The sequence below is a fragment of the Thermaerobacter litoralis genome (genome assembly GCF_054654595.1).
Genome location: NZ_BAAIES010000006.1, coordinates 171,249 through 191,976, shown reverse-complemented (window position 1 = coordinate 191,976; position 20,728 = coordinate 171,249). Strand labels below are relative to the sequence as shown.

The following is a 20,728-nucleotide window of genomic DNA, read 5'->3' as shown; positions in this document are numbered from 1 at the left end:
GGAAACATCGTTTTTGCAACCTTTCCGACACTTTGCTGATAAGGGTGCGTAACGCCAGGGCGATACGATGGCATCTGGAGGGGAGGCCATCGTGTCCATCGGAGACGCTTTTCCCCATTTTGGACGGACGAACCGGCCGGGGCGGGCCCAGCGGCGCCGCGCGCAGGCTGTCGTGCCCGTCCTTTTGCTGTCGATCGCCCTCCTGCTCAGCGCCTGCGGGCACCCGGCCGTGGGGAGCGGTCCCAACGAGGTGGTCATCGCCCCGGACGGTTCGGGTGGGCAGGGCGGCCTCCCGATGGCATCCAGCGACCTGGAGGGGACGCCGGCCATCGTCCCCAACCCCGGTGACGAGCGGGTGACCATCACCCTGTTCTACGGCTCCCGGTCGGGCCTGCTGGATCCCTGGCCCTGGCGCCGCACCGTCGACCGGCCCCAGCGCACCGCGGACCTGGCGCGGATCGCCCTGGAGAACCTGCTGGAGCCGCCGGCCAACTCGCCCTTCGTCTCCGTCCTGCCCAAGGGCACCCGGGTGCTGTCCGTCTCCGTCGACGACAGCCAGCAAACCGCCTACGTGAACTTCTCCGAGGAGTTCATCAAGAACCACCCGGGCGGCAGCTACGGGGAGGGTGTGACGATCCACGCCATCGTCCAGACCCTGACCGGGATCCCCGGCATCCGGCGCGTGCAGATCCTGGTCGAGGGGAAGCCCGTGGAGACCCTGGCGGGCCACATCGCCATCGACCAGCCCCTGGAGCGGCTGATGATCGTCCCCGGCGGCCCGCTGCCTGAAGGCGCCGTGCCCGATCCCACCGTGACGGACGAACCGGCCGCCGCCGGCGCGCAGGGCGAGCCGGAGGCCCGGGCCGCCGGCGACGCCGCAGGGACCGGTTCGTCCGGGTCGGACGGCGGCTGGACGCCTTGGCAGATGGAGATCGACGACGCGGTGATGAACTTCTTCCAGGACGAGGTCGTCCAGGGGCGGATGCAGTGGCTGACCGACCCGGTGGAGGCGGCCCGTTACCTGGCGACCACCTACGGATTCTACGGTTGGGATGAGTACGTGCTCCTGCACCGGACGGACCGGGGCGAGGGCTCCGGCCTGGGCGAGGCCCTGGTGCGGGTGCGGCACGGCAACAGCTACTACACCTTGCACATGATCCAGCCGCGGGAACAGGGCGACCAGGGCATCTGGGTGATCCACGACGTCCGCTCCCGCGCCATCCAGACCGGCCGCAAGCCCGTCGATCCCGACCTGGTGCGGGGGTGGCAGGAGGAAGTGGACGGCGGCGCCAACCTCTGGCGGCTGGACCCGGTGGACGCCGTCCGGCACCAGGGCGGGCTGTACGGGTTCGACCCGTACAGCGACGAGTTCACCCTGGTCCAGGTCGACTCGGGTCAAGGGCGGGCCGTGGTGCGGGTCAAGCACGATGGGCGCGAGTACGAGGTGCTGCTGATCCAGCCGGTGCGCAAGGGCGACCGGGGCGTGTGGTGGATCGACACGATCCGGGCCGTGGCGCCGGAGACCAAGCGGTAGGACAGGGCGGGGCAAGCCGCGGCACCGTTTGTCTGAGGACCGTTCCACCGGAACCCAGACACAGGCACTGAAAAGGCGGCACCGGGAGCCCGGGTTCCCGGTGCCGCCCTGGCGTCTGATTAGCTGGACGTGCCCGCCGACTTGCTCTCTTCCTTGCCGCCGAAGTAGCCGACCAGCCAGGTGAGGACCGCCGACGCCAGGATGGCCGCGATCATGTTGGCGCCGTCCAGGGTCCAGCCCCAGTTGCCCGGGATCCAGGCCCCCAGGACGCCACCGACCACGCCGGTGACCAGCGAGCCGGGCAGGTTGCCGGGGAACTGGCGGCCACCGATGGCGTAGCGGCTCACGGCCCAACCAAGGATCAGACCGACGACGATGGCGGCCACCCAACCGAGAACACCCATCATCGCAACCGCCCTCCTTTCGCCGTTGGGATTTCGGCGGGAGACCGGCGCCGGCCGCCCGGGCCCGGCCTGGGCCGGCCTTCCACCCTCACCGTATGCAGGTTGGTCAGGGAAGGTCAAAACCGGCGGTGCGGCTAACCACAAAGTGCGTCAGAAAGCAAGGGCGCTGTCCTTGAATTATCTTGCCAAATCGTCCCCAATCATTTGATATCGAGGTATTGCTCTTGTTTTCGCATTCTGGACATGCCCCGAGCTTCGGGACATGCCGGAGGCGGCCCTTGATTCAGACCCTTGCGTGGGTTGTCTTGCGGCACGGCCCCGGCGCCTGCGATGGGGCCTGGGAATGGAGATCCCGCGGATCAACGGCGGCGAGCGCGGGCTGAGCGGGCAGGAACTGGTGCGGCGGATCGTGTATTACGTGCGCCATGCCGGATACCACATCGGCGGCGGGTACTACCGCACCCGGGCTGAGGCGGCCAAGGCCGCGGCCTCCTTCACCCGGGTGACCGGGTACCGGATGTACGTGGCGCCCCACCCGTCCCGGGAAGACGGCTACTGGGTGCAAACCGGCCGCACGGTCGGCTACGCCCGGGCTGAGGCCTTTGCGCGGCAGTGGGAGCCGTGGGGCCTGCGCTACATCATGCCCGCCGACTGAGATGGGGCCGGCGGCCATCGGGGCGGGGGCCCGGTGGCCCGCCTCGGGCTCCTGTTCCGGGTGAGGCGGCGGGGGCCGGGGGCAACCACGGGCGATGCCGGCGCACCCGACGCCCGGCGTCAGGGGATCCGTCCGGGCGCGGGGCGATGGCGTCGCCCCACGAGGGGGGATGGCGATGCAGGACCGCATGGGAAGGACCGGTGCCGGTCGCTCCGGGGCCGGTCGCTCCGGGGCCGGTGCCGCGGGTGACATCCTGGCGCTGGTCGACCACGACCGGAGCAAGGCAGGCCGGAGCCGGCGCACGCCGGGTGGAACGCCGTGGGTGGCCACCTTCTCCATCGTGGCGGCCGACCCCGAGGCCCAGGTCTGGGGGATCGGCGTCCAGTCCAAGTTCCTGGCCGTGGGGGCGGTGGTTCCCTGGGCCGAGGCCGGGACGGGGGCCGTGGCGACCCAGGCCTGGGCCAACGTGGCCTACGGGCCGGACGGCCTGGCCCTGCTGCGCCAGGGCCTGCCGGCGGAGGAGGTGGTCGGGCGGCTCGTCGAGGCCGACCCCGACCGGGACCACCGCCAGCTGGGCGTGGTCGACGCCCAGGGGCGGGCGGCGGCCTACACCGGAAAGGCCTGCTTCGAGTGGGCCGGCCACCGGGTAGGGGACGGCTACGCCTGCCAGGGGAACATCCTGGCCGGGCCGGCGGTGGTCGACGAGATGGCGCGGGCCTACGAGGCGGCCCGCGACCGGGGGCTGCCCATGGAGGAGCGGCTGATCGAGGCTCTGCGGGCGGCCCAGGCGGCGGGTGGCGACCGCCGGGGGCAGCAGTCGGCCGCCCTGCTGGTCGTCAAGCCCCGGGGCGGTTACGGCGGCTTCAACGACCGCTGGCTTGACCTGCGGGTCGACGACCACCTGCAGCCCATCGAGGAACTGGACCGCCTGATGCGGCTGCACCGGCTCTACTTCGGCACCCCTGACCCGTCCCGCCAGGTTCCCCTCGAAGGGCCGGTGGTGGGGGAGGTCCAGCGGCTACTGCAGGCGGCCGGGTATTACCAGGGCCCCCTGACGGGCGTCCTCGACGAGCCCACCCGGTCCGCCCTGCGAACCTTCCAGATGAACGAAAACTTCGAAGAGCGGGTGGTCGGCGACCGGGTGATCGACGGCGACGTCCTCGACTACCTGCGGTCCCTGGCCCGGAGGCGGGCGGGGGAGGCGCCCGGGGCACCGGCCCAGCCGGGGGCGTAGCCGGCGGGGCAGCCCGTCGCCGGCCGGCACCGTCCGGACCAGCCGGAAGGCCGCCGCCGCCGGCCTCTTGACCGGCTGGGCCTGCTCCAGCGGGCTGGAGCCGCCAAGGGGCCGGCTGCCCCGGTCGAGCCGGTGCGTCCCCGGCCCGGCTGGGCGCGAGCTAGTACGAACCGATTCCGAGAAGGTGGTCAGGTTTCGTTCGGGGTGAAGACGATCTTCACCGCCCCCGACGACCGCCGGTCCAGGGCGGCCTTCAAGGCCTCCCGGTAGCGGCGGAGGGGGAAGCGGTGGGTGACCATCCGCTCGACGGGCAGATCCGGATGGGCGGCCAGCGCCTCCAGCACCAGGTCGAAGGTGTGGACGGTGCGGCCGCCCACCTGCTCGAGGCCGTATCCCACGGCCCCGACGATCTCCAGCTCCCGCATCCACACGAAGGTCCAGTCCAGCCGGGGGATTTCCCCGGCGGCCCCCAGCAGGACCACGGTGCCGCCCTCCCGGGCCAGGCGCAGGGCGTCATCCAGCGAGCGGCGGGTGCCGGCGCAGTCGTAGACCAGGTCGAACCCGCCCCGGTACACGTCGCGTCCCAGGATGGGCCGGAAGGCCCGGGCGCCGGCCTCCACGGCGACCCGGCCCAGCTCGGCGGGAGGGACCACCTGGGCGGCCCCCAGCTCCCGGGCCAGGCGAGCCTGCATGCCGTGCCGGGCCGCCACGGTGACGGGGACGTCATACCCCAGCAGGCGCAGGGCCGCCACCGTGGCCAGGCCGATGGTCCCGGCCCCGATCACCAGGACCCGGTCGCCGGGGGCCGGCGGATGGCGGAGGATGCCGTGGGCCGCGATGGCCAGGGGTTCGACCAGGACGGCCCGTTCGTCCGACAGGGTGTCGGGCACGGGGTGGAGCTGGCTCTGGTGGGCCAGCATCCGCTCGCCCCAGCCCCCGGGCAGGTCGCGGCAGTAGCCCACCAGAAACCCGGGGGCCAGGTCGCCGTCGGTGCAGTGCTGGCACAGGTAGGGGAAGCCCCGCTGGCACTGGGGGCAAGGGGACAGGCCCCGCATGGTGCAGGAGATGGAGGGGTCGACCACCACCCGGGTGCCGGCGGGCCAGGGCACGCGGGCGCCCGCTTCGGCGATCACCCCCACCACCTCGTGGCCCAGCACCGCCGGGAAGGAGCTGAAGGGCGAGGCCGAAGGGCTCGTGTGGGCGGCGATGACCCCGATGTCGGAGCCGCAGAGGCCCGCCAGCCGGGGCGCCACCACCGCCCAGTCGTCCCCCGGGAGGGTGGGGTCGGGCCAGTCGGCGTAGGACACCGGACCGGCCGGGCCGTACACCAGCCAGGGCCAGCGGTGGCCCAACAGCTTGGCCACCGCCACCCGGGGCAGGGAGAGCCGGTAGACCAGGGCCTTCATGGAGCGGGCCTCCTCTCCCGGCAGGGGCCGGCGAGGCAGGGCCGGCCTAGCTCATCGGCACCTGCCGCTGGATCCGTCCCTCGATGCGCTCGAAGATGTCCTCCAGCGAGCGCCCGGTGATGGTCAGGCCGTGGTTCTTGAGACCGATGACGGCCGCCGCCGGGTCCGGCGCCTGCCGCACCAGCTCCGCCACGGCCGTGGCCAGCTCGTACGTGCCGCAGGGGTAATTGGCCTCGGTGGAGGGCACGCCGTCCATCCAGGCATGGACGTGGATGATGGCCTGGACCTCCGGGTGTTCCCGGTAGATCATCCAGTGCTCGATGGCGTCCACCGAGACCCGCCGCGGCTCCCGGTCGGCCGGCACGCTCAGGATCATGGCCTGCCGTTCGGGATCGTAGTCCTTGACCAGCAAGATGTCGCGACCCACGACCTCCATGCGCGACTTGTCGATGCCGCTGGCGCTCATCCAGAAGGTGTTCCCCTCGTGGCGGGCGCTGAGGTTGCCGTAGCTCAACCCGCCGATCCCGTAGAGCAGCTTCAGGTGCCGCAGGTCCCGCGGCGAGAGGTACTGCTCGAGGGGGAAGGGTGCCGGCAGCAGGTCCAGGGCGGCCAGGCGCTGCCCGGCCCGGGCCAGGGCCCGGGTCGTCTCGTTCCCGTCCCACAAGGCCTCCGGCAGGTCCGGCTCGAACACGTTGTCCAGGACGAACCGGGACTGGGCCAGGGGCCGCAGCCGCTCGTACACCTCTTCGAAGAAGGCGCCCTCGTTGCGGGCCTCGTAGGCGATCTGGTAGTGGCCGAGCTCGGGCGTGATGAAGTGCAGGGACCGGTGCCCGTCCTGGTCGATGACGTAGATCAGCAGGTTCGACAGGGTGCGGACCAGATAGGGGTAGGCCCGCTGCAGCAGGTTGTCCCCGGGTTCCCCCTCCATCAGGGTGACGACGAAGGTCCCCCGGGACTGGCGGCGGAAAGGCCGGGGATCCGCCGGGTCGGCCACCTGGATGGCCAGGCCCAGGTCGGGGTCGTCGGCGGTCGTGGGCTGGTGGCCGTGCAGGTCCAGCACACCGCGCAGCCCGGACAGCAGGCGGCCGAGGAAGTCGTCCCGCGGCGGCGCCAGCAAGGCGTAACGCATCACCCATCCCCTCCCTCTCGGCGGTGCTGGTTGGCCTGGTCGACCGCTGCCACCGGCGGTAGTTTGTCCCGCACCGTCGCATGAGATTTTAGGAAGAACCCGCCCGGTTCCTCCCGGCTGGAACGAACCGGAAGCGGGCTCCCGGCCCCAGCAGGTCTGCGCGCCGGACCCTCGCCCCCGGGTGGGCGGGCCCCTCGCGTTGACCCCGTCCCAGGGGATGTCTACACTACAGGCGAACTCCTTCCATAGTTTCCACGCCGGGGAGGAACCGCCTTGGACCCAGCAGCTGCGCCCTTGCGCATCGCCATCGCCCAGGTCAACAGCACCGTGGGCGACCTGGAGGGCAACGCCCGCAAGCTGGCCCGGTTTGCCGCCGAAGCCGGCCGGGCCGGGGCCGATCTGGTGGTGTTCCCGGAGCTGGCCCTGACCGGTTACCCGCCTGAAGACCTGGTCTTCCGCCCCGCGTTCGTCGACGCGACCCGCCGGCAGTTGGACCGGCTGGCGGTGGAACTGGCCGGCGGGCCCGTGGCCCTGGTCGGGTTCGTCCACGGCGAGCGGGACCTGTACAACGCGGCGGCGGTGCTGCAGGGCGGGCGGGTGCGGGCGGTGGCCTGCAAGCGCTTCCTGCCCAACTACGGCGTCTTCGACGAGGAGCGCTACTTCGCCCCCGGCCGGCGGGCGCTGGTGCTGCGGCTGCGCGGGATCGCCCTGGGCGTCAGCATCTGCGAGGACCTCTGGTATCCCCACGGCCCCATCCGCGAGCAGGCCCTGGCGGGTGGGGCGGCGATCCTGCTCAACCTGTCCGCCTCCCCCTATCACATCGGCAAGCCCCGGGAACGGGAGGGGCTCCTGGTCACCCGGGCTACCGATTTCGGGGTGGCCATCGTCTACGCGAACCTGGTCGGCGGCCAGGACGAGCTGGTCTTCGACGGCAACAGCCTGGTGGTCAGCCCGGCGGGGGAGATCGTGGCCCGGGGCCGTCCCTTCGCCGAAGACCTGATCCTCTGGGATTACGACCCGGCCGCGGCGGCGGTGGCCCGCTGGCACGAGCCGCGCTTTCGCCACATGCCGGCGAGCCCGGAGGAAGCGGCCCGGGTCCAGCGGGTCGACCTGGAACCCGCCGGCGCCCCGGGCGCCCCGGGAGGCCCGGGAGACCCGCCGGCAACCTCGGGGGACGGGGCGGCCGCCGGCGGGCCGGTCGCCGGCCCCAAGCCCCCCCTGCCGCAGCGGCGGGTCGAGGTGCTGGAGGGGGAGGCAGAAGTCTACGCCGCCCTGGTGCTGGCGCTGCGGGACTACTTCGCCAAGAACGGCTTCCAGCGGGCGTGGCTCGGGCTCAGCGGCGGCATCGACTCGGCCCTGGTGGCCTGCCTGGCGGCCGACGCCCTGGGCCCCGGACAGGTGACGGGGGTGCGGATGCCGTCGCCCTTCACCTCCGCAGCCAGCCTGGATGACGCCGAGGCGGTGGCGCGGAACCTGGGGATCGGCCTGGAGACCATTCCCATCGGGGAGGTCTTCGCTGCCTTCCGCCAGGCCCTGGCGCCCCTCTTTGGCGACCGGCCCTTCGACGTGGCGGAGGAGAACCTGCAGGCCCGCATCCGCGGCACCCTGCTCATGGCCCTGGCCAACAAGTTCGGCGGGCTCGTCCTGGCCACGGGGAACAAGAGCGAGCTGGCCACGGGTTACGCCACCCTCTATGGAGACATGGCCGGCGGCTTCGCGCCCCTCAAAGACGTCCCCAAGACCCTGGTCTACCGCCTGGCGGCCTATCGTAACACCTGGCCGGGGGGACCAGTCATCCCCCGCTCGGTGCTGGAGAAGGCGCCCACGGCTGAGCTGCGCCCCGGCCAGAAGGATGAGGACAGCCTGCCGCCCTACGCGGTGCTCGACCCCATCCTCGAAGGCTATGTCGAGAAGGACCTGCCCGCCACCAGCCTGGTGGCCCGGGGGCTCCCAGCCGACGCCGTGCGCCGGGTCGTCCACCTGGTGGCGGGCAGCGAGTACAAGCGCCGCCAGGCGGCACCCGGGCCCAAGATCACCGCCCGGGCCTTCGGCCGGGACCGGCGCTATCCCATCACCAGCGGTTACCGGGAGGCCGTGCCGGGCGACGGAGGCTCCACGGGCGAAAGGTTTGCTTAGATGCGTTTCCCACGGTCCCGAGGCCCGCCCGCCGGGCGACCGTTGCGAAGGATGGTGGATGGGGAGGTGGCACCGTGATGGGCGAGATGGATCTCTTGGCCATGGCCGCCGCGCCCTTTACCCGCTGGCCGATCCTGGGCAACCCTGTCTGGCGCTGGCTGCTGGCCCTGGCCATCGGCCTGGCCGTGCTGGCCGTCCTGATCCTGGTGCGGGACCGGCTGGCAGGCCGGCTGGCCCGGCTGGCCGGGCGGACCGCCAGCGCTTGGGACGACTTCGCCGTCGAGCTCTTGCAGCGGCGCACGGGGATCATCACCCTGCTGGCGGTGGCGGTTTGGGCCGGGTCGCAGGCCCTGGTGATCGCCGAACCCGTCGCCTTCCGGATCCGCCAGATCACCTCCATCGTGCTGATCCTGCAGGTCGCTTTGTGGGCCAACTACGCCATCGGGTTCTTTCTGGCGCGGGTCTTCGAGTCCCGCGGCGACGACGAAGAGGTGGCGGCGGCCCTGGCCGGGGCCCAGCTTCTCTCCCGGGTCGGCCTGTGGACCATCGTCATCCTGGTAGTGCTCCGGCAACTGGGGATGGACATCACCGCCCTGGTGGCCGGCCTCGGCATCGCGGGCATCGCCGTGGGCCTTGCCCTGCAAAACGTGCTCGGCGACCTGTTCGCATCCCTTTCCATCGTCCTCGACAAGCCCTTCGTGGTAGGGGATTTCATCGTCGTCGACAACTTCGCCGGCACCGTCCAGCACGTGGGCATCAAGACGACCCGGGTCCGCGCCCTGACCGGGGAAGAGATCGTCATCGCCAACGCCGACCTTTTGAAGAGCCGGATCCGCAACATGAAGCGGATGACCGAGCGGCGGGTCGAGTTCCGCGTCGGCGTCCCCTATGGAACCCCCGTCGAGAAGCTGGAGCGCATCCCCGGCCTGGTCCGGGAGATCATCGAGGCCCAGCCCCAGGTGCGCTTCGACCGCGGTCACTTCAAGCAGCTGGGCGACTCGGCCCTGATCTTCGAGTTCGTCTACTTCGCGACGGACCCCGACTACGTGCTGTACATGGACATCCAGCAGGCCATCAACCTGGCCATATACCGGCGGTTCACCGAGGAAGGCATCGAGTTCGCCTTTCCCACCCAGACGGTCCACCTGATCGAGCCCGGGGAGGCAACCGAGCCCGTGCCAGCGAAGGGTGCCTTGGAGCCTGGGCGGGCTGCGGCAACCGCCGGGTCCGGGGCCGGGGCCGGGGCCGGGGCGCCGGCGGGAGCGTGGTCCGCCGACCCGATGCAGGCCCAAGGGCTGAATCATGCGGACGAACCGGCCCCCGGGGACGCGCCCCAGCGCCGCCGGGCGGACGAGGGCCCGGCGTGAGGGCAGGCGGAGGGTTGCCTCGTACCCTATAAAAGAGCGGTTTGAGTGGATCATCCGGTTCGGCGGCCTTTCCTGCAACCCCTCGACATCCAATGGGTATGACAAGAGTTGTCATGCCTGGTGATGTACACTAGCATCGCGACGGGAAATCTCCACATGGTTGCGGAGGGGTTGGAACGTGGGAGGGCCAGTCAACCGGTTGAAATACATCAGTTTGTTTCTTTTGTCGGCTTTGGTCGTTACGCTGGTTCCTGGTCCAATGCAAGCGGCTTCGGAAACCAAACTTGGTGTACTAGAAGGGGTCGTATTATCGCCTTCTGGTGAGCCTTTTCCCGGTGTCACTCTCTCCCTGAGAAGGGGGTACAGCATCGAAGGTTCTACAGTGTCGGAACAAGATGGGCGGTTTCGGTTTTTGCTGGTTCAGCCGGGAACCTATACGTTGGATCTGACCTACTCTCTCAGGGACGACGAGGGGTATGAATATGCTTCATTTCGCGAAGTGTTTGAAGGCCTCGTGGTAGATCCGGAGCGTCCCAACTATATTTCAATACAAACTGTCGCCCCAACTCGTGAGACCGACGCCAATGTGGTTGTCAATTTGTCTGATGAGGTGAACGCGGCGGAAGTCTCGCTTTCTGCTGATTCCAATCATGCCGTTATCATTCGTATGGTTAGACGACGGTTCGGGGCCCCACTCTCCGTCAGAATGGCACTAGAGAGGGGAATCTACAAGTTCTCGGGTCGTGAGCATTTTTACCCGAGCATTGAGTTTAAGGGGTTCGTTGTCAATGTTGACGGCACAGAACAGGTTACGGAATTGACCGTACCTCCAATTCGGGGTTCGGTGGCGGTCAAGGTGTCCGATCCACCGGACGGAACGCAATTGAATGGTGCGGTAACTTTTCTTCACCTTTCGGAGGGCTGGGAGGTCACGCTGAATGAACCATTTCATAACCCCAGCTTCGATAGACAGCTGGCCCTTCCTTCCGGCCGGTATCTTGTAGAGATTCCTGTTATCGTTGGGTCCGCTCGAATGGTGATATGGGATGTAATTGATTTGGATGACAGCTCCGGAGAATATACTTTCACGATCCGCCCTGTCGATGCTGTTGGTACGGTGAAAGCAAAACTCGTTGGCCCAAGAAACGATTTTCGTCTCGACGAACTCGAAGGGGTTGCTGAGAAGGTCGATATTGCTGATGGCGAAAGCGTCGAGCGCCCGTTGCAATGGGTTATCAACGAGTTTGGGGAGTTTACCGTCACTGCCCCGGTCGGGCACCACCACTGGGTTGTCCGATACGCGGGACAAGAAGAACACATCGTGGCAGATGTTAAGTCCAACGTCGTGACGGACCTGGGGACGATTGTCATTGGGACTGACCCTGAGCCTCCAACTTCCGGCGAGCCGCCCATTACTCCCCCGCCACCAACTCCGGGAGAACCACCTGCGGTCACGCCACGGCCGCCGGCATCAGACTACTTTGAGATTTCCGAGTCCACCCTGAAGGACCATACGGAACCTGGGAAACCAATTGTCATTGAACTCCCGGCGAATCGAACCATTTTTATTGATCCTCAGGTGAAAGACCTGCTGCGGGAACGGGGTCAGGATCTACAGCTTCAGGTAGAGAATATGGCATTTGCCGTCAGGCCGGACCTTCTTGATCTGGGACGCTGGTCGGAGGTGGACCCCGAACTTAAGGCATATCTCGATCGACAGCCCGAAGGGACCGTACGTTTCGCGATCGAGGTGGATGAGGTTCAGTTGGCCGACCCCCCAAGTGGCCTACGACCGGCAGGCGGTGCGTTTGAGGTTCGGTGGAAGGTACGCGGTTCCGGGGGCGAGGAGATTGTCCCGGCTCGTTGGCCGGTGCCGGTGTACTTCTCGGCACCCATGGCATGGTCAGGGGAGCAAGATATCGTGGCCGTGTGGAGGATTAGCCCGGAGGGTACCAAGACAGCACGGCCGTCCTGGGCCAGTGACGATAGGGTACGGTTTACCGCCCAACATCCGGGCACATACGTCATTGCTGCCCTGGAAGCTGGATTTCGGGACATGGCCGGGCATTGGGCCGAGGACATCATCGAGGCCGCCTACGCCCACGGAATCGTACAGGGGACCGACCCCTGGAATACCCGTTTTGCCCCGGATCGGCCGATCACCCGGCTTGAGTTTGTTGCGATGCTGAGCCGTGCCTTGGGGCTCGACCCCGATCCTGACGCTGCGGAAGGGTTTCGGGATGCCCGTCACACCTGGGCCGCTGGATGGGTGGGCGCCGCCTACCGGGCGGGCGTGACCCACGGATTGCGGCCGGGATACTTTGGTGCTAACGAGCAGCTGACACGACTCCAACTGGCCGTCATGCTGGGGCGGGCCCTGGAAACCAAGGGGGTTTCTTTACCAGTCGATCCGCAACAGGTCCTTGCCCGGTTTCAGGACCGGGCCTCCGTTCCCGCGTGGGCACGACGTTCCCTGGCCACCGCCGTTTTGGCCGGGGTCGTCCGAGGCGACGGCCAAGGGTTCCTCCATCCTGACGACCTCGCGACCCGGGCGGAAACCGGGGTGATGGCCGTCCGCTTCCTCCGGGCCTGGTTCGAATCGGTGGGACCTTTACCGGAGCAGGACTAAGGTCCTGTGCTTGGCGACAACTGGGACGACCTAGGGCGGGTGACAGGTAGGCGGCACGGTTTCCTGGGGGGAAAGGACGGTGCGGATTGGACAACGCGGGCGGGCGATGACTGCCAACCAGGTCAAGGGCGGCGGAGGGCGCCGGCCACGGTGGCCGCTGGCGTTTCGGGCATCGTGCCTGCTGCTGGTCCTTGCCCTGGCCGGCTGCAGCCGGGCGCCGGGTCCCGACGCCATCCTGCGCCAGTACCTGGACGCCTGGGAACAGCAGGACTACGCCGGTATGTATGCTTTCCTCGATGCCGCCAGCCGCGAGGCCATCGCGGAGCAGGACTTCATCGACCGCTACCGCCGAATCGAGGAGGGCATCGAGCGCACGGGCCTGACCGCTCGAGTCAACCTGCCCGACGACTTTCGCCCGGAGGGGGAGGAGGTCACCCTCGCCTTCGACGTGCGCTGGCAGACCGCCCTGGCCGGGGAGTTCAGCCAGTCGTACACCGCCCGGCTGGTGCGGGAGGAGGAGGGCTGGCGCCTCCACTGGACACCGGCCCTGATCTTTCCCGATCTCCAGGAGGGCGACAAGGTGCGGGCCCAGAGCCTGCCCGCGCGCCGGGGCAGCCTGGTCGACCGCCAGGGCCGGCCTCTGGCCCTGGACGAACCGGCCCGCGCCATCGGCCTGGTCCCGGGCAAGATGGCCCCGGATTCGGCTGAACGGCTGGCCCAGGTGCTGAGCGTTCCCCCCGCGGCCGTGGAAAAGCAACTGGCGCAGCCCTGGGTCCGGGATGACCTGTTCGTCCCCATCGTGACCTGGCCGGAATCCCGGGCGGAAGCGGCGGAGGAGGAGCTGCTGGCGATCCCCGGCGTGCTCATCAGCTCCAGCCGCGAGACGGCCCGCTGGTACCCCCACGGCGCCCTGGCCGCCCACACCCTGGGCTACATCGGCGCCATCACCGCCGAGGAACTCACCGCCGAGCGGCGGGAGGCCGGCTACGGCCCGGCGGATGCCATCGGCAAGCAGGGGCTGGAGCGGGTCCTGGAGGCCGAGCTCCGGGGACGCCGCGGCGGCCGGATCTGGATCGAGCGGGCCGACGGGTCGGCAGGCCCGGAAATCGTGCGCCGCGAGCCGGAGGCGGGCCGTGACGTGCGCTTGTCGCTGGACCTCGACGTGCAGCGGGCCCTTGAGGAGTCCCTGGACGCGATCCTGGGAGATTCCCGCTGGGCGGGGGGCAACGGGCGGCTCGACGGCCAGGCCGCCGCGGTGGTGCTCGACCCGTCCTCCGGTGAGGTGATGGCCCTGGCCAGCCGGCCCGCCTTCGATCCCAACCGGCTGGCCGACGGCATCACCGCCGGCGAGTGGCAACAGCTGACGGGCGACAGCAGGGCTCCCCTGTTCCACAAGGCGCTGGCGCCGCTGCCCCCGGGTTCGACCTTCAAACCCTTCACCGCGGCCGTCGCCCTGGAGGCGGGGGTCGCAACCCCCGACACGGACTTCGGGCCGAGCCCGGACGCATGGCAGAAGGACCCCTCTTGGGGCGACTACTACGTCCGCCGGGTGCCCCATCCGCCCGGCCGGGTCGACCTGATCCGGGCGCTGGTGTGGTCGGACAACGTGTACTTCGCCCGGCTCGGTCTGGCGCTGGGCGAGGAGCGGTTCCTCCAGGGGCTGGCGCGGTTCGGGCTGGGGGCGGAGTTCCCCTTCGACCTGCCCGTGGGGGCGGGCCAGGTGGCGGGGGAAGGTGGGATCCGGTCCGAGATCCAGCTGGCGGACAGCGCCTACGGCCAGGGGGAGGTCCAGGTGAGCCCGCTGCAGCTGGCCGCCATGTACACCGCCTTCGTCCGCGACGGCACCATGGCCCGGCCGCGGCTCGTCCTCAACCCCTTGCCCCCAGGCGGGGCGCAGGGGGACGAACCGGCCGCCGGCTCCGGCCCGGCCGGCGGTGAGGGCCCAGCCGCCATAAGTCCCGCAACGGCCGGGATCCTTCGCGACGCGTTGCGCCGGGTGGTTTCCGATCCCACCGGCACCGCCCACGCCCTGGATGGCGTCCGGGGCTGGACGGTGGCGGGCAAGACCGGAACCGCCCAGGTGTCCGGCGGCGAGGCCGGTGCCCGCTGGCGGTGGTTTGCCGGGTGGGCGGCGCCGGCCGGCGGCGGCGAACCCCGTTACGTGCTGGTCATTGCCGTCCACCAGGTGGGTGCGGCCGAAGAGGGGACGCCGAACCCGGCCGTGGCGGTGGCGGCTCGGCTCTTGGAGAGCCTGGCGCCGGGCCGCTAACCCGAGAGGAAGCGGCCGATTGAAGAGGAAGCGGCCCATTGACAAGGTTCGGCCCTTGCGCCACACACTCAAGGACATGGAGGCCGTTCGACGGTCGCTGGGCTGCGAACGGCCTCGGCCGGAACGCCGAATCCCCAAAAGGGGGAGCGGGGGACCCACCTTCCGGGGTGAGTCTGGTCCCCGGTCGGCGGCGCGGATCGGGCGCAACGCGGAAACCGGCCGATCCGCAGGCCGCCCGCCGCCGGGGGCCGGTAGGGCGACTGCGGCCGCCCGAACCCGACAGCTAACCCCGCAGGCGTGGCTGCAGGAGGCGCATGGGTCGATGGTCGGTAAACCTACTGGCCCCGCGGTGAGCGGTCGCCGCCGGGGGGCGGGGCGTGCGCCCGTGCCGGAGGTGATCCGGCGCGTCAAGCGCTTGCTTCTCGGGCGTCCCAAGCGGACCGACGAGGACCAGCTCGAGCGGCTGCCGGTGCTCACCGGGCTAGCCGTGTTCTTCAGCGACGCCCTCTCCTCCGTGGGCTACGGCCCCGAGGAGATCCTCTTCGTCCTCGCCGCGGCGGGCAGTGCGGGCATGGCCTACGGGCTCACCGTGGCCGCCGCCATCGTGCTGCTGATCCTCATCGTCTCGTCGTCGTACATCCAGATCATTCACGCCTACCCCGCCGGCGGCGGGGCCTACACCGTCGCCCGCGAGAACCTGGGGGAGATCGCCGGCCTCGTTGCCGCCGGCGCCCTGCTGGTCGACTACCTGCTGACCGTGGCGGTGTCGGTGGCCGCCGGCGTGGGTTCGCTGGCCGCGGGCGTGCCGGCCCTGCGAGGTCACGAGACGGCCCTGGGCGTGATCGCCGTGCTCATCCTGATGTGGCTGAACCTGCGCGGCGTCCGCGAGTCGGGCACGGCCGTGGCCATTCCGGTTTACGGGTTCGTCCTGGTGATGGGCGGGCTGGTGGCCACCGGGCTCGTTCAGCTGGCCCGGGGCGCCTGGCATCCGGGGGTCGACCCGGCCCAGGGCCTGCGGTTGGCCCATCTCCCCTGGGCGGGGGCCGGCGTCAGCTGGTTCCTCCTGCTCCGGGCGTTCGCGTCGGGGACCGCTACGCTGACGGGACTGGAGGCGGTGGCCAACGGGGTCAAAGCCTTCCGCCAGCCCGAGGCCCGCAACGCGGCCCGGACGATGGCCCTCGGCCGGACCCTGCTGGCCGTCCTCTTCGCCGGGCTGATGGTCCTGGCCACCGGATTGCACGTGGTGCCGCGGGAGGGGGAGACGGTCCTCAGCCAGATGGCGCGGGCCGTGTTCGGCGGCGGCGTGGTGTACTACGCCGTCGTGGTGGCGACGATGGTCATCCTGCTGCTGGCGGCCAACACGGCCTTCGCCGGTTTCCCGCGCCTGCTGGCGATCCTGGCCCGGGACGGCTACGTCTCCCGCCGCTTCGCCAACCTGGGCGACACCCTGGTGCACAGCCTGGGCATCATCCTGCTGGCGGCCGCCGCGAGCCTGCTCCTGGTCCTCTTCCGCGGCAGCACCCACCGGCTGATCCCCCTTTACGCCGTGGGCGTCTTCACCGCCTTCACCCTGTCCCAGACGGGGATGGTCGTCCACTGGCTGCGGGAGCTGCGGGCGCGCCGGGATGCGGCCGCCCAGCAACGGGCCGCGGCGAGGAGCCGGCGGAAGGCGGCGCTTCGGTTGGGCGGCGCCGTCGGGATCGCGCGCCCGGCCGGTCACGGGGAGACCGGCCGGCAGGGGGGCGGGGAGCCCCGGGCCATGGTCTCCACCACGGCCGCGGCTCCCACCACTGCCGTTCACGAAGGGCAGCGCCCGGACGCCGGCCCCGGCCGGGGAATCGCCGCGGCCACGGCGGGGGTGGGGGATGACCACGGGACCCGGGTGCGCCGGTGGGGTCGACCCGGCCGGCCCAGCCTGCCCGGGCTGGGCCTCCTCTGGCCCCTGGCGATCAACGGCCTGGGGGCGGTCGCCTGCGCCGTCGTGCTGGCCGTCGTGGTGATCACCAAGTTCGCCCTGGGCGGCTGGGTGGCGGTGCTGCTGATCCCGGTGCTGGTGGGCTACTTCCTGTCCGTGCGCAACTACTACCGGCGCTTCCTGGACCGGGTGGCCGCCCTGGACGTGGAGCGGCTGCGCATCGACCGGCCCGGCCGCATGCTGGTGGTCCTGACGGTGGGCGCCCTGACGCCGGTGATCCGCCATGTGGCCCGGGTGGCCCGCCGCCTGGGCCAGGAGGTGGTCGCCGTCCACGTGGCGGTCGACCCGGCCTACGCCCAGCAGCTGCGCCGGGAGTGGCGGCCGGACCGGACAGGGGGCATCCCCCTGGAGATCCTGGAGTCGCCCTACCGCAACCTGGTCGAGCCGCTGCGGGCCTACCTGGACCGGCGGCTGGCGGAGGAACCCGGCACGGTGATCAACCTGCTGGTTCCCGTCATCGTGACCAACGACCCCTTCGACGCCTACCTCCACAACGGGACCGCCAACCAGATCCTGCGTGAGCTGGTCTACAGCGAAGGGGTGCTGATCACGTTGATTCCCTTCTACGTGGACGTTGTCGGCAATGGCAACGGCAACGGCCGCGTCCACGCCTAGGACGGGACCTCGGCGAAAAGCCCAGGGAGCCGCCGGTGCCGGGCCCGGCGCCCCCGTGGCGAGGGCGGCGTCAGCGGAGCGGTCCCGGCACGGGTGGCGCGGTGGCGGCACAGCGAAGCGGTCCCTGCACGGTGGGGCGGTCGCGGCATGGGCGGAGCGGTCCGGGCGCGGCGGGCCGTCGCGGAACGGGCGCAGCGGTCCTGGGACGGCAGGCCGTCCGCGGCGGGTTGCGCGGAACTGGTGCGGCGGGGCGGACGGGGCGCGGGTGGGGCGGTCCCGCCGCAGCGCGGCGGTCGGGGCACGGCGCCGGTTCCGGGGCCACGGGCCTTCGCGGCACGGCAAGCGGCCGCGGCGGCCCGCGGCAGAGCCCGGAGGCATTGACACCGGGCCAGCCGCCTCATATACTGGCACCAGATCTTGACGCGGCTGCCACGACGGTGTGGCGGCGATCCGGTGGGCAACGGTGCCCCTGCAGGTTCGTCCTGCAGGGGCTTTGTCGTTTCGAGGAGGTGAGGGAACGTGTATACCATGGGCGCGGCGGAGCGGCTGACGGGACTGACCCAGCGGCAGATCCGGTACTACGAGGCCAAGGGCTTGGTCCGCCTTGCACGCAGTCCCTCGGGACAACGCCTGCTCACGGCCAGGGACATTCGGCAGCTGCGTCGCATCCGGTGGCTCCTGCAACAGGGGCACAACGTTCACACCATGCGCGTCATCCTGGCCGCTGACGGCAGCAGGGGAGGAGCCGCAGCGGAGCGCCCTGGGGAAGGGGGGTGTTGGGTCCACACCAAGGATCGTCGTACGGCATCGCCACAACGGACCGTCGTCGGACGCTAGTCGCCCGGACCGGCCCAAGGCTGGGTCAACCACTGAGAGGAGGAACCGGCATGAAGAAGATGTCCCCTGGTGACATCCAGGCCGCCATCCGCGACATGAACATCGGCACCATCAGCCTGCAGTTCACCGACATCCTGGGCACGGTCAAGCACGTGGAGATCCCGGCGGAGCAGATCGACAAGGCGCTGGCGGGCGAGCTGATGTTCGACGGCTCGTCCATCGAGGGGTTCGTCCGGATCGAGGAGTCGGACATGTACCTGCGGCCGGACCCGGCCACCTTCGTCATCCTGCCCTGGAAGACCCGGGAGGGCCGGCGCACCGCGCGCCTGATCTGCGACGTCTACAACCCGGACGGCACGCCCTTCGAGGGCGACCCCCGGTACGTCCTCAAGCGCGTCGTGGCCGAGGCCGCGGAGATGGGCTACGTGATGAACGTCGGCCCCGAGCCCGAGTTCTTCCTCTTCGAGCGGCCGTCGGCCGAGCAGGGCCGGCCGGTGACCCTGGACCACGCGGGCTACTTCGACCTGGCGCCGGTGGACAAGGGCGAGGAGGTCCGGGCGGAGATCGTCCTGACGCTGCAGGAGATGGGCTTCGAGATCGAGGCCGCCCACCACGAGGTGGCGCCGTCGCAGCACGAGATCGACTTCAAGTACGCCGACGCCGTGACCACTGCCGACAACATCGCCACCTTCCGGTCCGTGGTGCGCACCATCGCCCTGCAGCACGGGCTGCACGCCACCTTCATGCCCAAGCCCCTCTACGGCGAGAACGGCTCGGGCATGCACCTGCACCAGTCCCTCTTCCGGGGTGACGAGAACGCCTTCTACGACCCCAACACGCCCGACCGGCTGAGCGACGTGTGCAAGCACTACATCGCCGGGATCGTGGAGCACGCCCGGGCCATCACCGCGGTGACGAACCCGCTGGTCAACTCCTACAAGCGCCTGGTGCCGGGTTATGAGGCGCCGGTCTACGTGGCCTGGTCCTACCGCAACCGCAGCCCGATGATCCGCATTCCCGCCAAGCGCGGGCTCAGCACGCGGATCGAGCTGCGCTCGCCCGACCCGGCTTGCAACCCGTACCTGGCGCTGGCGGTGATCCTCAAGGCGGGTCTGGATGGCATCAAGCGGCGCCTGACCCCGCCCGATCCCGTGGAGGGCAACATCTACCACATGCCCCAGGCCGAGCGGGACGAACTGGGCATCGCCAGCCTGCCCGGGTCGCTGGCCGAAGCCATCCAGGCCCTGGAGCAGGATCCGCTGATCCTGGAGGCGCTGGGCAGCCACGTGGCCTCCCGCTACCTGGAGGCGAAGAAGATCGAATGGGACGTCTACCGCACCCAGATCTCGCCGTGGGAGCTCCAGGAGTATCTGGCGAAGTATTGACCGGTTGACGGGTTCTTGATACCAGCGGCTTCCTCCGCCGGCCACGCCGGGGAGGAGGGCCCTGTCGCCAGCGCCGGCCGGGACCGTGCCCCTGCAGCACGGTCCCGGCCGCATTGGTTCCAGGCCCACCCACGGGAGCGCCTGTGCGCCCGGCCGCACCGAAGCGGACCGGCGCCGGGCGGTGGTCCCTTGGCTGGTGGACGGGGACGTTGCTGGGGTTCCCGCGGTTCCCGGTTCCCTGGATGGGCGGAGGGCGGCGGGCGGGGCCCGGCAGGCCGGGGGGCATCCTCAACGGCCGGCCGGCGCCGTATGATAGCGGGGAGGCGCGGCGTCCCGGCGGAGCGGGACCCCGCGCCGCCGGGACGGAGGCGACGCGGGCGAGAGAGACGCGGGCCCCCGCCCTGGTCGCACCAGGGCGGGCATGGCGCTCCGGCAGGGCGGCCGGTCCCTTTCGGGGGCGAGGTCCCCGGCCGGGGCGCTGGTGGAGCCGGCAGAAGGCGGGAGGCAAGGGATGAACAAGCCGGAAGTCATCGTCTTCGGCTTCGACCCCGCAGGCCCCGGGGGCCGCTTACCCGGGGCCCTCCTGGATACGGGGTGGCCCATCCTGGTGCAGGTGGGGTGGCCGTCGGAACAGTGGCTTGCCCGCCGGCAAGCCGACCTGTTCGTCATGCGTCCCGCGGGCATCGAGCGCGCCGCCGAGCGCACCCGGACCCTGGGCCGGGTGACGGGCAGGCCCGTGCTGTGGATGGTGGATCCTGGGGATCCGGAGCCCGAGGGATTGTGGCAGCATCTGGCTTCCGAGGATTGGCCGGTCTGGGCGTTGCTCCCCGCCGACGCTCCCAAGTGGCAGCTGGTGGCCGTCTGCCGGGCGCTGATGGCCGGCGCCGGGCGACTGCAGCAGGCCCGGCAGATGGTGGACGAAGCGATGCGGAAGTTGGAGGACCGGAAGATCATCGAACGGGCCAAGGGCATCCTCATGGACCGGTTCGACCTGGCGGAATCCGAGGCGTACAAGCGGCTGCGCGACACGGCCATGCGCCAGCGCAAGCCCTTGCGCGAGATCGCCCAGAGCATCATCGAGTTCACCGCCCTGGACGAGACCGGGTCCCGCCGCTCCGGACGCGGGCGGCGGTAGGGAGAACGCACCGACCCG

The 20,728-nt window shown here is 70.3% G+C and carries 14 protein-coding genes and 1 riboswitch; of the genes, 11 read left to right on the top strand and 3 right to left on the bottom strand.

Annotation, left to right across the window (positions count from 1 at the left end):
- Positions 1 to 91: 91 nt before the first annotated feature.
- Entirely contained in the window at positions 92 to 1,534 is a 1,443-nt protein-coding gene (locus tag ACYQ02_RS05055; protein WP_460039347.1) for a GerMN domain-containing protein, read from the top strand.
- A gap of 119 nt (positions 1,535 to 1,653) precedes the next feature.
- Here the strand turns inward: ACYQ02_RS05055 and ACYQ02_RS05050 are convergent, their stop codons facing one another.
- A complete protein-coding gene (locus tag ACYQ02_RS05050; RefSeq protein ID WP_460039346.1) occupies positions 1,654 to 1,941 on the bottom strand; it encodes a hypothetical protein in 288 nt (95 codons plus the stop codon).
- A 340-nt stretch (positions 1,942 to 2,281) separates the two neighbouring features.
- Here ACYQ02_RS05050 and ACYQ02_RS05045 point away from each other — a divergent pair, with 340 nt between their 5' ends.
- Together ACYQ02_RS05045 and ACYQ02_RS05040 are read left to right on the top strand one after the other, a co-directional pair.
- The gene (locus tag ACYQ02_RS05045; protein WP_460039345.1) at positions 2,282 to 2,593 is read left to right on the top strand and encodes a hypothetical protein; all 312 of its coding nucleotides are present in this window, start codon (positions 2,282 to 2,284) and stop codon (positions 2,591 to 2,593) included.
- A gap of 175 nt (positions 2,594 to 2,768) precedes the next feature.
- Entirely contained in the window at positions 2,769 to 3,827 is a 1,059-nt protein-coding gene (locus ACYQ02_RS05040) for a DUF1028 domain-containing protein (protein WP_460039344.1), read from the top strand.
- A gap of 188 nt (positions 3,828 to 4,015) precedes the next feature.
- Here the strand turns inward: ACYQ02_RS05040 and ACYQ02_RS05035 are convergent, their stop codons facing one another.
- Together ACYQ02_RS05035 and ACYQ02_RS05030 are read right to left on the bottom strand one after the other, a co-directional pair.
- Positions 4,016 to 5,233 carry a zinc-dependent alcohol dehydrogenase gene (locus ACYQ02_RS05035; protein WP_460039343.1) on the bottom strand — a complete coding sequence of 406 codons (1,218 nt, stop codon included), beginning with the start codon at positions 5,231 to 5,233 and terminating at the stop codon, positions 4,016 to 4,018.
- A gap of 46 nt (positions 5,234 to 5,279) precedes the next feature.
- Positions 5,280 to 6,362 (bottom strand): class II aldolase/adducin family protein, encoded by a 1,083-nt coding sequence (locus ACYQ02_RS05030; protein ID WP_460039410.1) that lies wholly within the window; start codon positions 6,360 to 6,362, stop codon positions 5,280 to 5,282.
- Positions 6,363 to 6,635: 273 nt separating this feature from the next.
- Here ACYQ02_RS05030 and ACYQ02_RS05025 point away from each other — a divergent pair, with 273 nt between their 5' ends.
- From ACYQ02_RS05025 to ACYQ02_RS04990, 8 genes are all read left to right on the top strand, one after another.
- Positions 6,636 to 8,498, top strand: a complete 1,863-nt coding sequence (locus tag ACYQ02_RS05025; RefSeq protein WP_460039342.1) for an NAD+ synthase — start codon at positions 6,636 to 6,638, stop codon at positions 8,496 to 8,498.
- 77 nt (positions 8,499 to 8,575) lie between these two features.
- Positions 8,576 to 9,865: a mechanosensitive ion channel family protein gene (locus ACYQ02_RS05020; RefSeq protein WP_460039409.1), complete on the top strand. Its 1,290-nt coding sequence runs from the start codon at positions 8,576 to 8,578 to the stop codon at positions 9,863 to 9,865.
- 199 nt (positions 9,866 to 10,064) lie between these two features.
- Entirely contained in the window at positions 10,065 to 12,494 is a 2,430-nt protein-coding gene (locus ACYQ02_RS05015) for an S-layer homology domain-containing protein (RefSeq protein WP_460039341.1), read from the top strand.
- A 79-nt stretch (positions 12,495 to 12,573) separates the two neighbouring features.
- Positions 12,574 to 14,763 carry a penicillin-binding transpeptidase domain-containing protein gene (locus ACYQ02_RS05010; RefSeq protein ID WP_460039340.1) on the top strand — a complete coding sequence of 730 codons (2,190 nt, stop codon included), beginning with the start codon at positions 12,574 to 12,576 and terminating at the stop codon, positions 14,761 to 14,763.
- A 114-nt stretch (positions 14,764 to 14,877) separates the two neighbouring features.
- Positions 14,878 to 15,076, top strand: a riboswitch (cyclic di-AMP (ydaO/yuaA leader).
- Positions 15,077 to 15,148: 72 nt separating this feature from the next.
- The gene (locus ACYQ02_RS05005) at positions 15,149 to 17,353 is read left to right on the top strand and encodes an APC family permease (protein WP_460039339.1); all 2,205 of its coding nucleotides are present in this window, start codon (positions 15,149 to 15,151) and stop codon (positions 17,351 to 17,353) included.
- A 528-nt stretch (positions 17,354 to 17,881) separates the two neighbouring features.
- The gene (locus ACYQ02_RS05000; protein WP_460039408.1) at positions 17,882 to 18,190 is read left to right on the top strand and encodes a helix-turn-helix domain-containing protein; all 309 of its coding nucleotides are present in this window, start codon (positions 17,882 to 17,884) and stop codon (positions 18,188 to 18,190) included.
- Between the two features lie 50 nt (positions 18,191 to 18,240).
- Complete coding sequence (glnA, locus tag ACYQ02_RS04995; RefSeq protein ID WP_460039338.1) at positions 18,241 to 19,575, top strand: type I glutamate--ammonia ligase; 1,335 nt, start codon at positions 18,241 to 18,243, stop codon at positions 19,573 to 19,575.
- A gap of 511 nt (positions 19,576 to 20,086) precedes the next feature.
- Positions 20,087 to 20,710, top strand: a complete 624-nt coding sequence (locus tag ACYQ02_RS04990; RefSeq protein WP_460039337.1) for an ANTAR domain-containing response regulator — start codon at positions 20,087 to 20,089, stop codon at positions 20,708 to 20,710.
- Positions 20,711 to 20,728 lie beyond the last annotated feature (18 nt).

Coding starts and splice junctions, on each gene's coding strand:
- ACYQ02_RS05030 (WP_460039410.1), bottom strand. CDS start 6,362: ATGCGTTACGCCTTGCTGGCGCCGCCGCGGGACGACTTCCTCGGCCGC.
- ACYQ02_RS05045 (WP_460039345.1), top strand. CDS start 2,282: ATGGAGATCCCGCGGATCAACGGCGGCGAGCGCGGGCTGAGCGGGCAG.
- ACYQ02_RS04990 (WP_460039337.1), top strand. CDS start 20,087: ATGAACAAGCCGGAAGTCATCGTCTTCGGCTTCGACCCCGCAGGCCCC.
- glnA (WP_460039338.1), top strand. CDS start 18,241: ATGAAGAAGATGTCCCCTGGTGACATCCAGGCCGCCATCCGCGACATG.
- ACYQ02_RS05035 (WP_460039343.1), bottom strand. CDS start 5,233: ATGAAGGCCCTGGTCTACCGGCTCTCCCTGCCCCGGGTGGCGGTGGCC.
- ACYQ02_RS05050 (WP_460039346.1), bottom strand. CDS start 1,941: ATGATGGGTGTTCTCGGTTGGGTGGCCGCCATCGTCGTCGGTCTGATC.
- ACYQ02_RS05020 (WP_460039409.1), top strand. CDS start 8,576: ATGGGCGAGATGGATCTCTTGGCCATGGCCGCCGCGCCCTTTACCCGC.
- ACYQ02_RS05040 (WP_460039344.1), top strand. CDS start 2,769: ATGCAGGACCGCATGGGAAGGACCGGTGCCGGTCGCTCCGGGGCCGGT.
- ACYQ02_RS05000 (WP_460039408.1), top strand. CDS start 17,882: ATGGGCGCGGCGGAGCGGCTGACGGGACTGACCCAGCGGCAGATCCGG.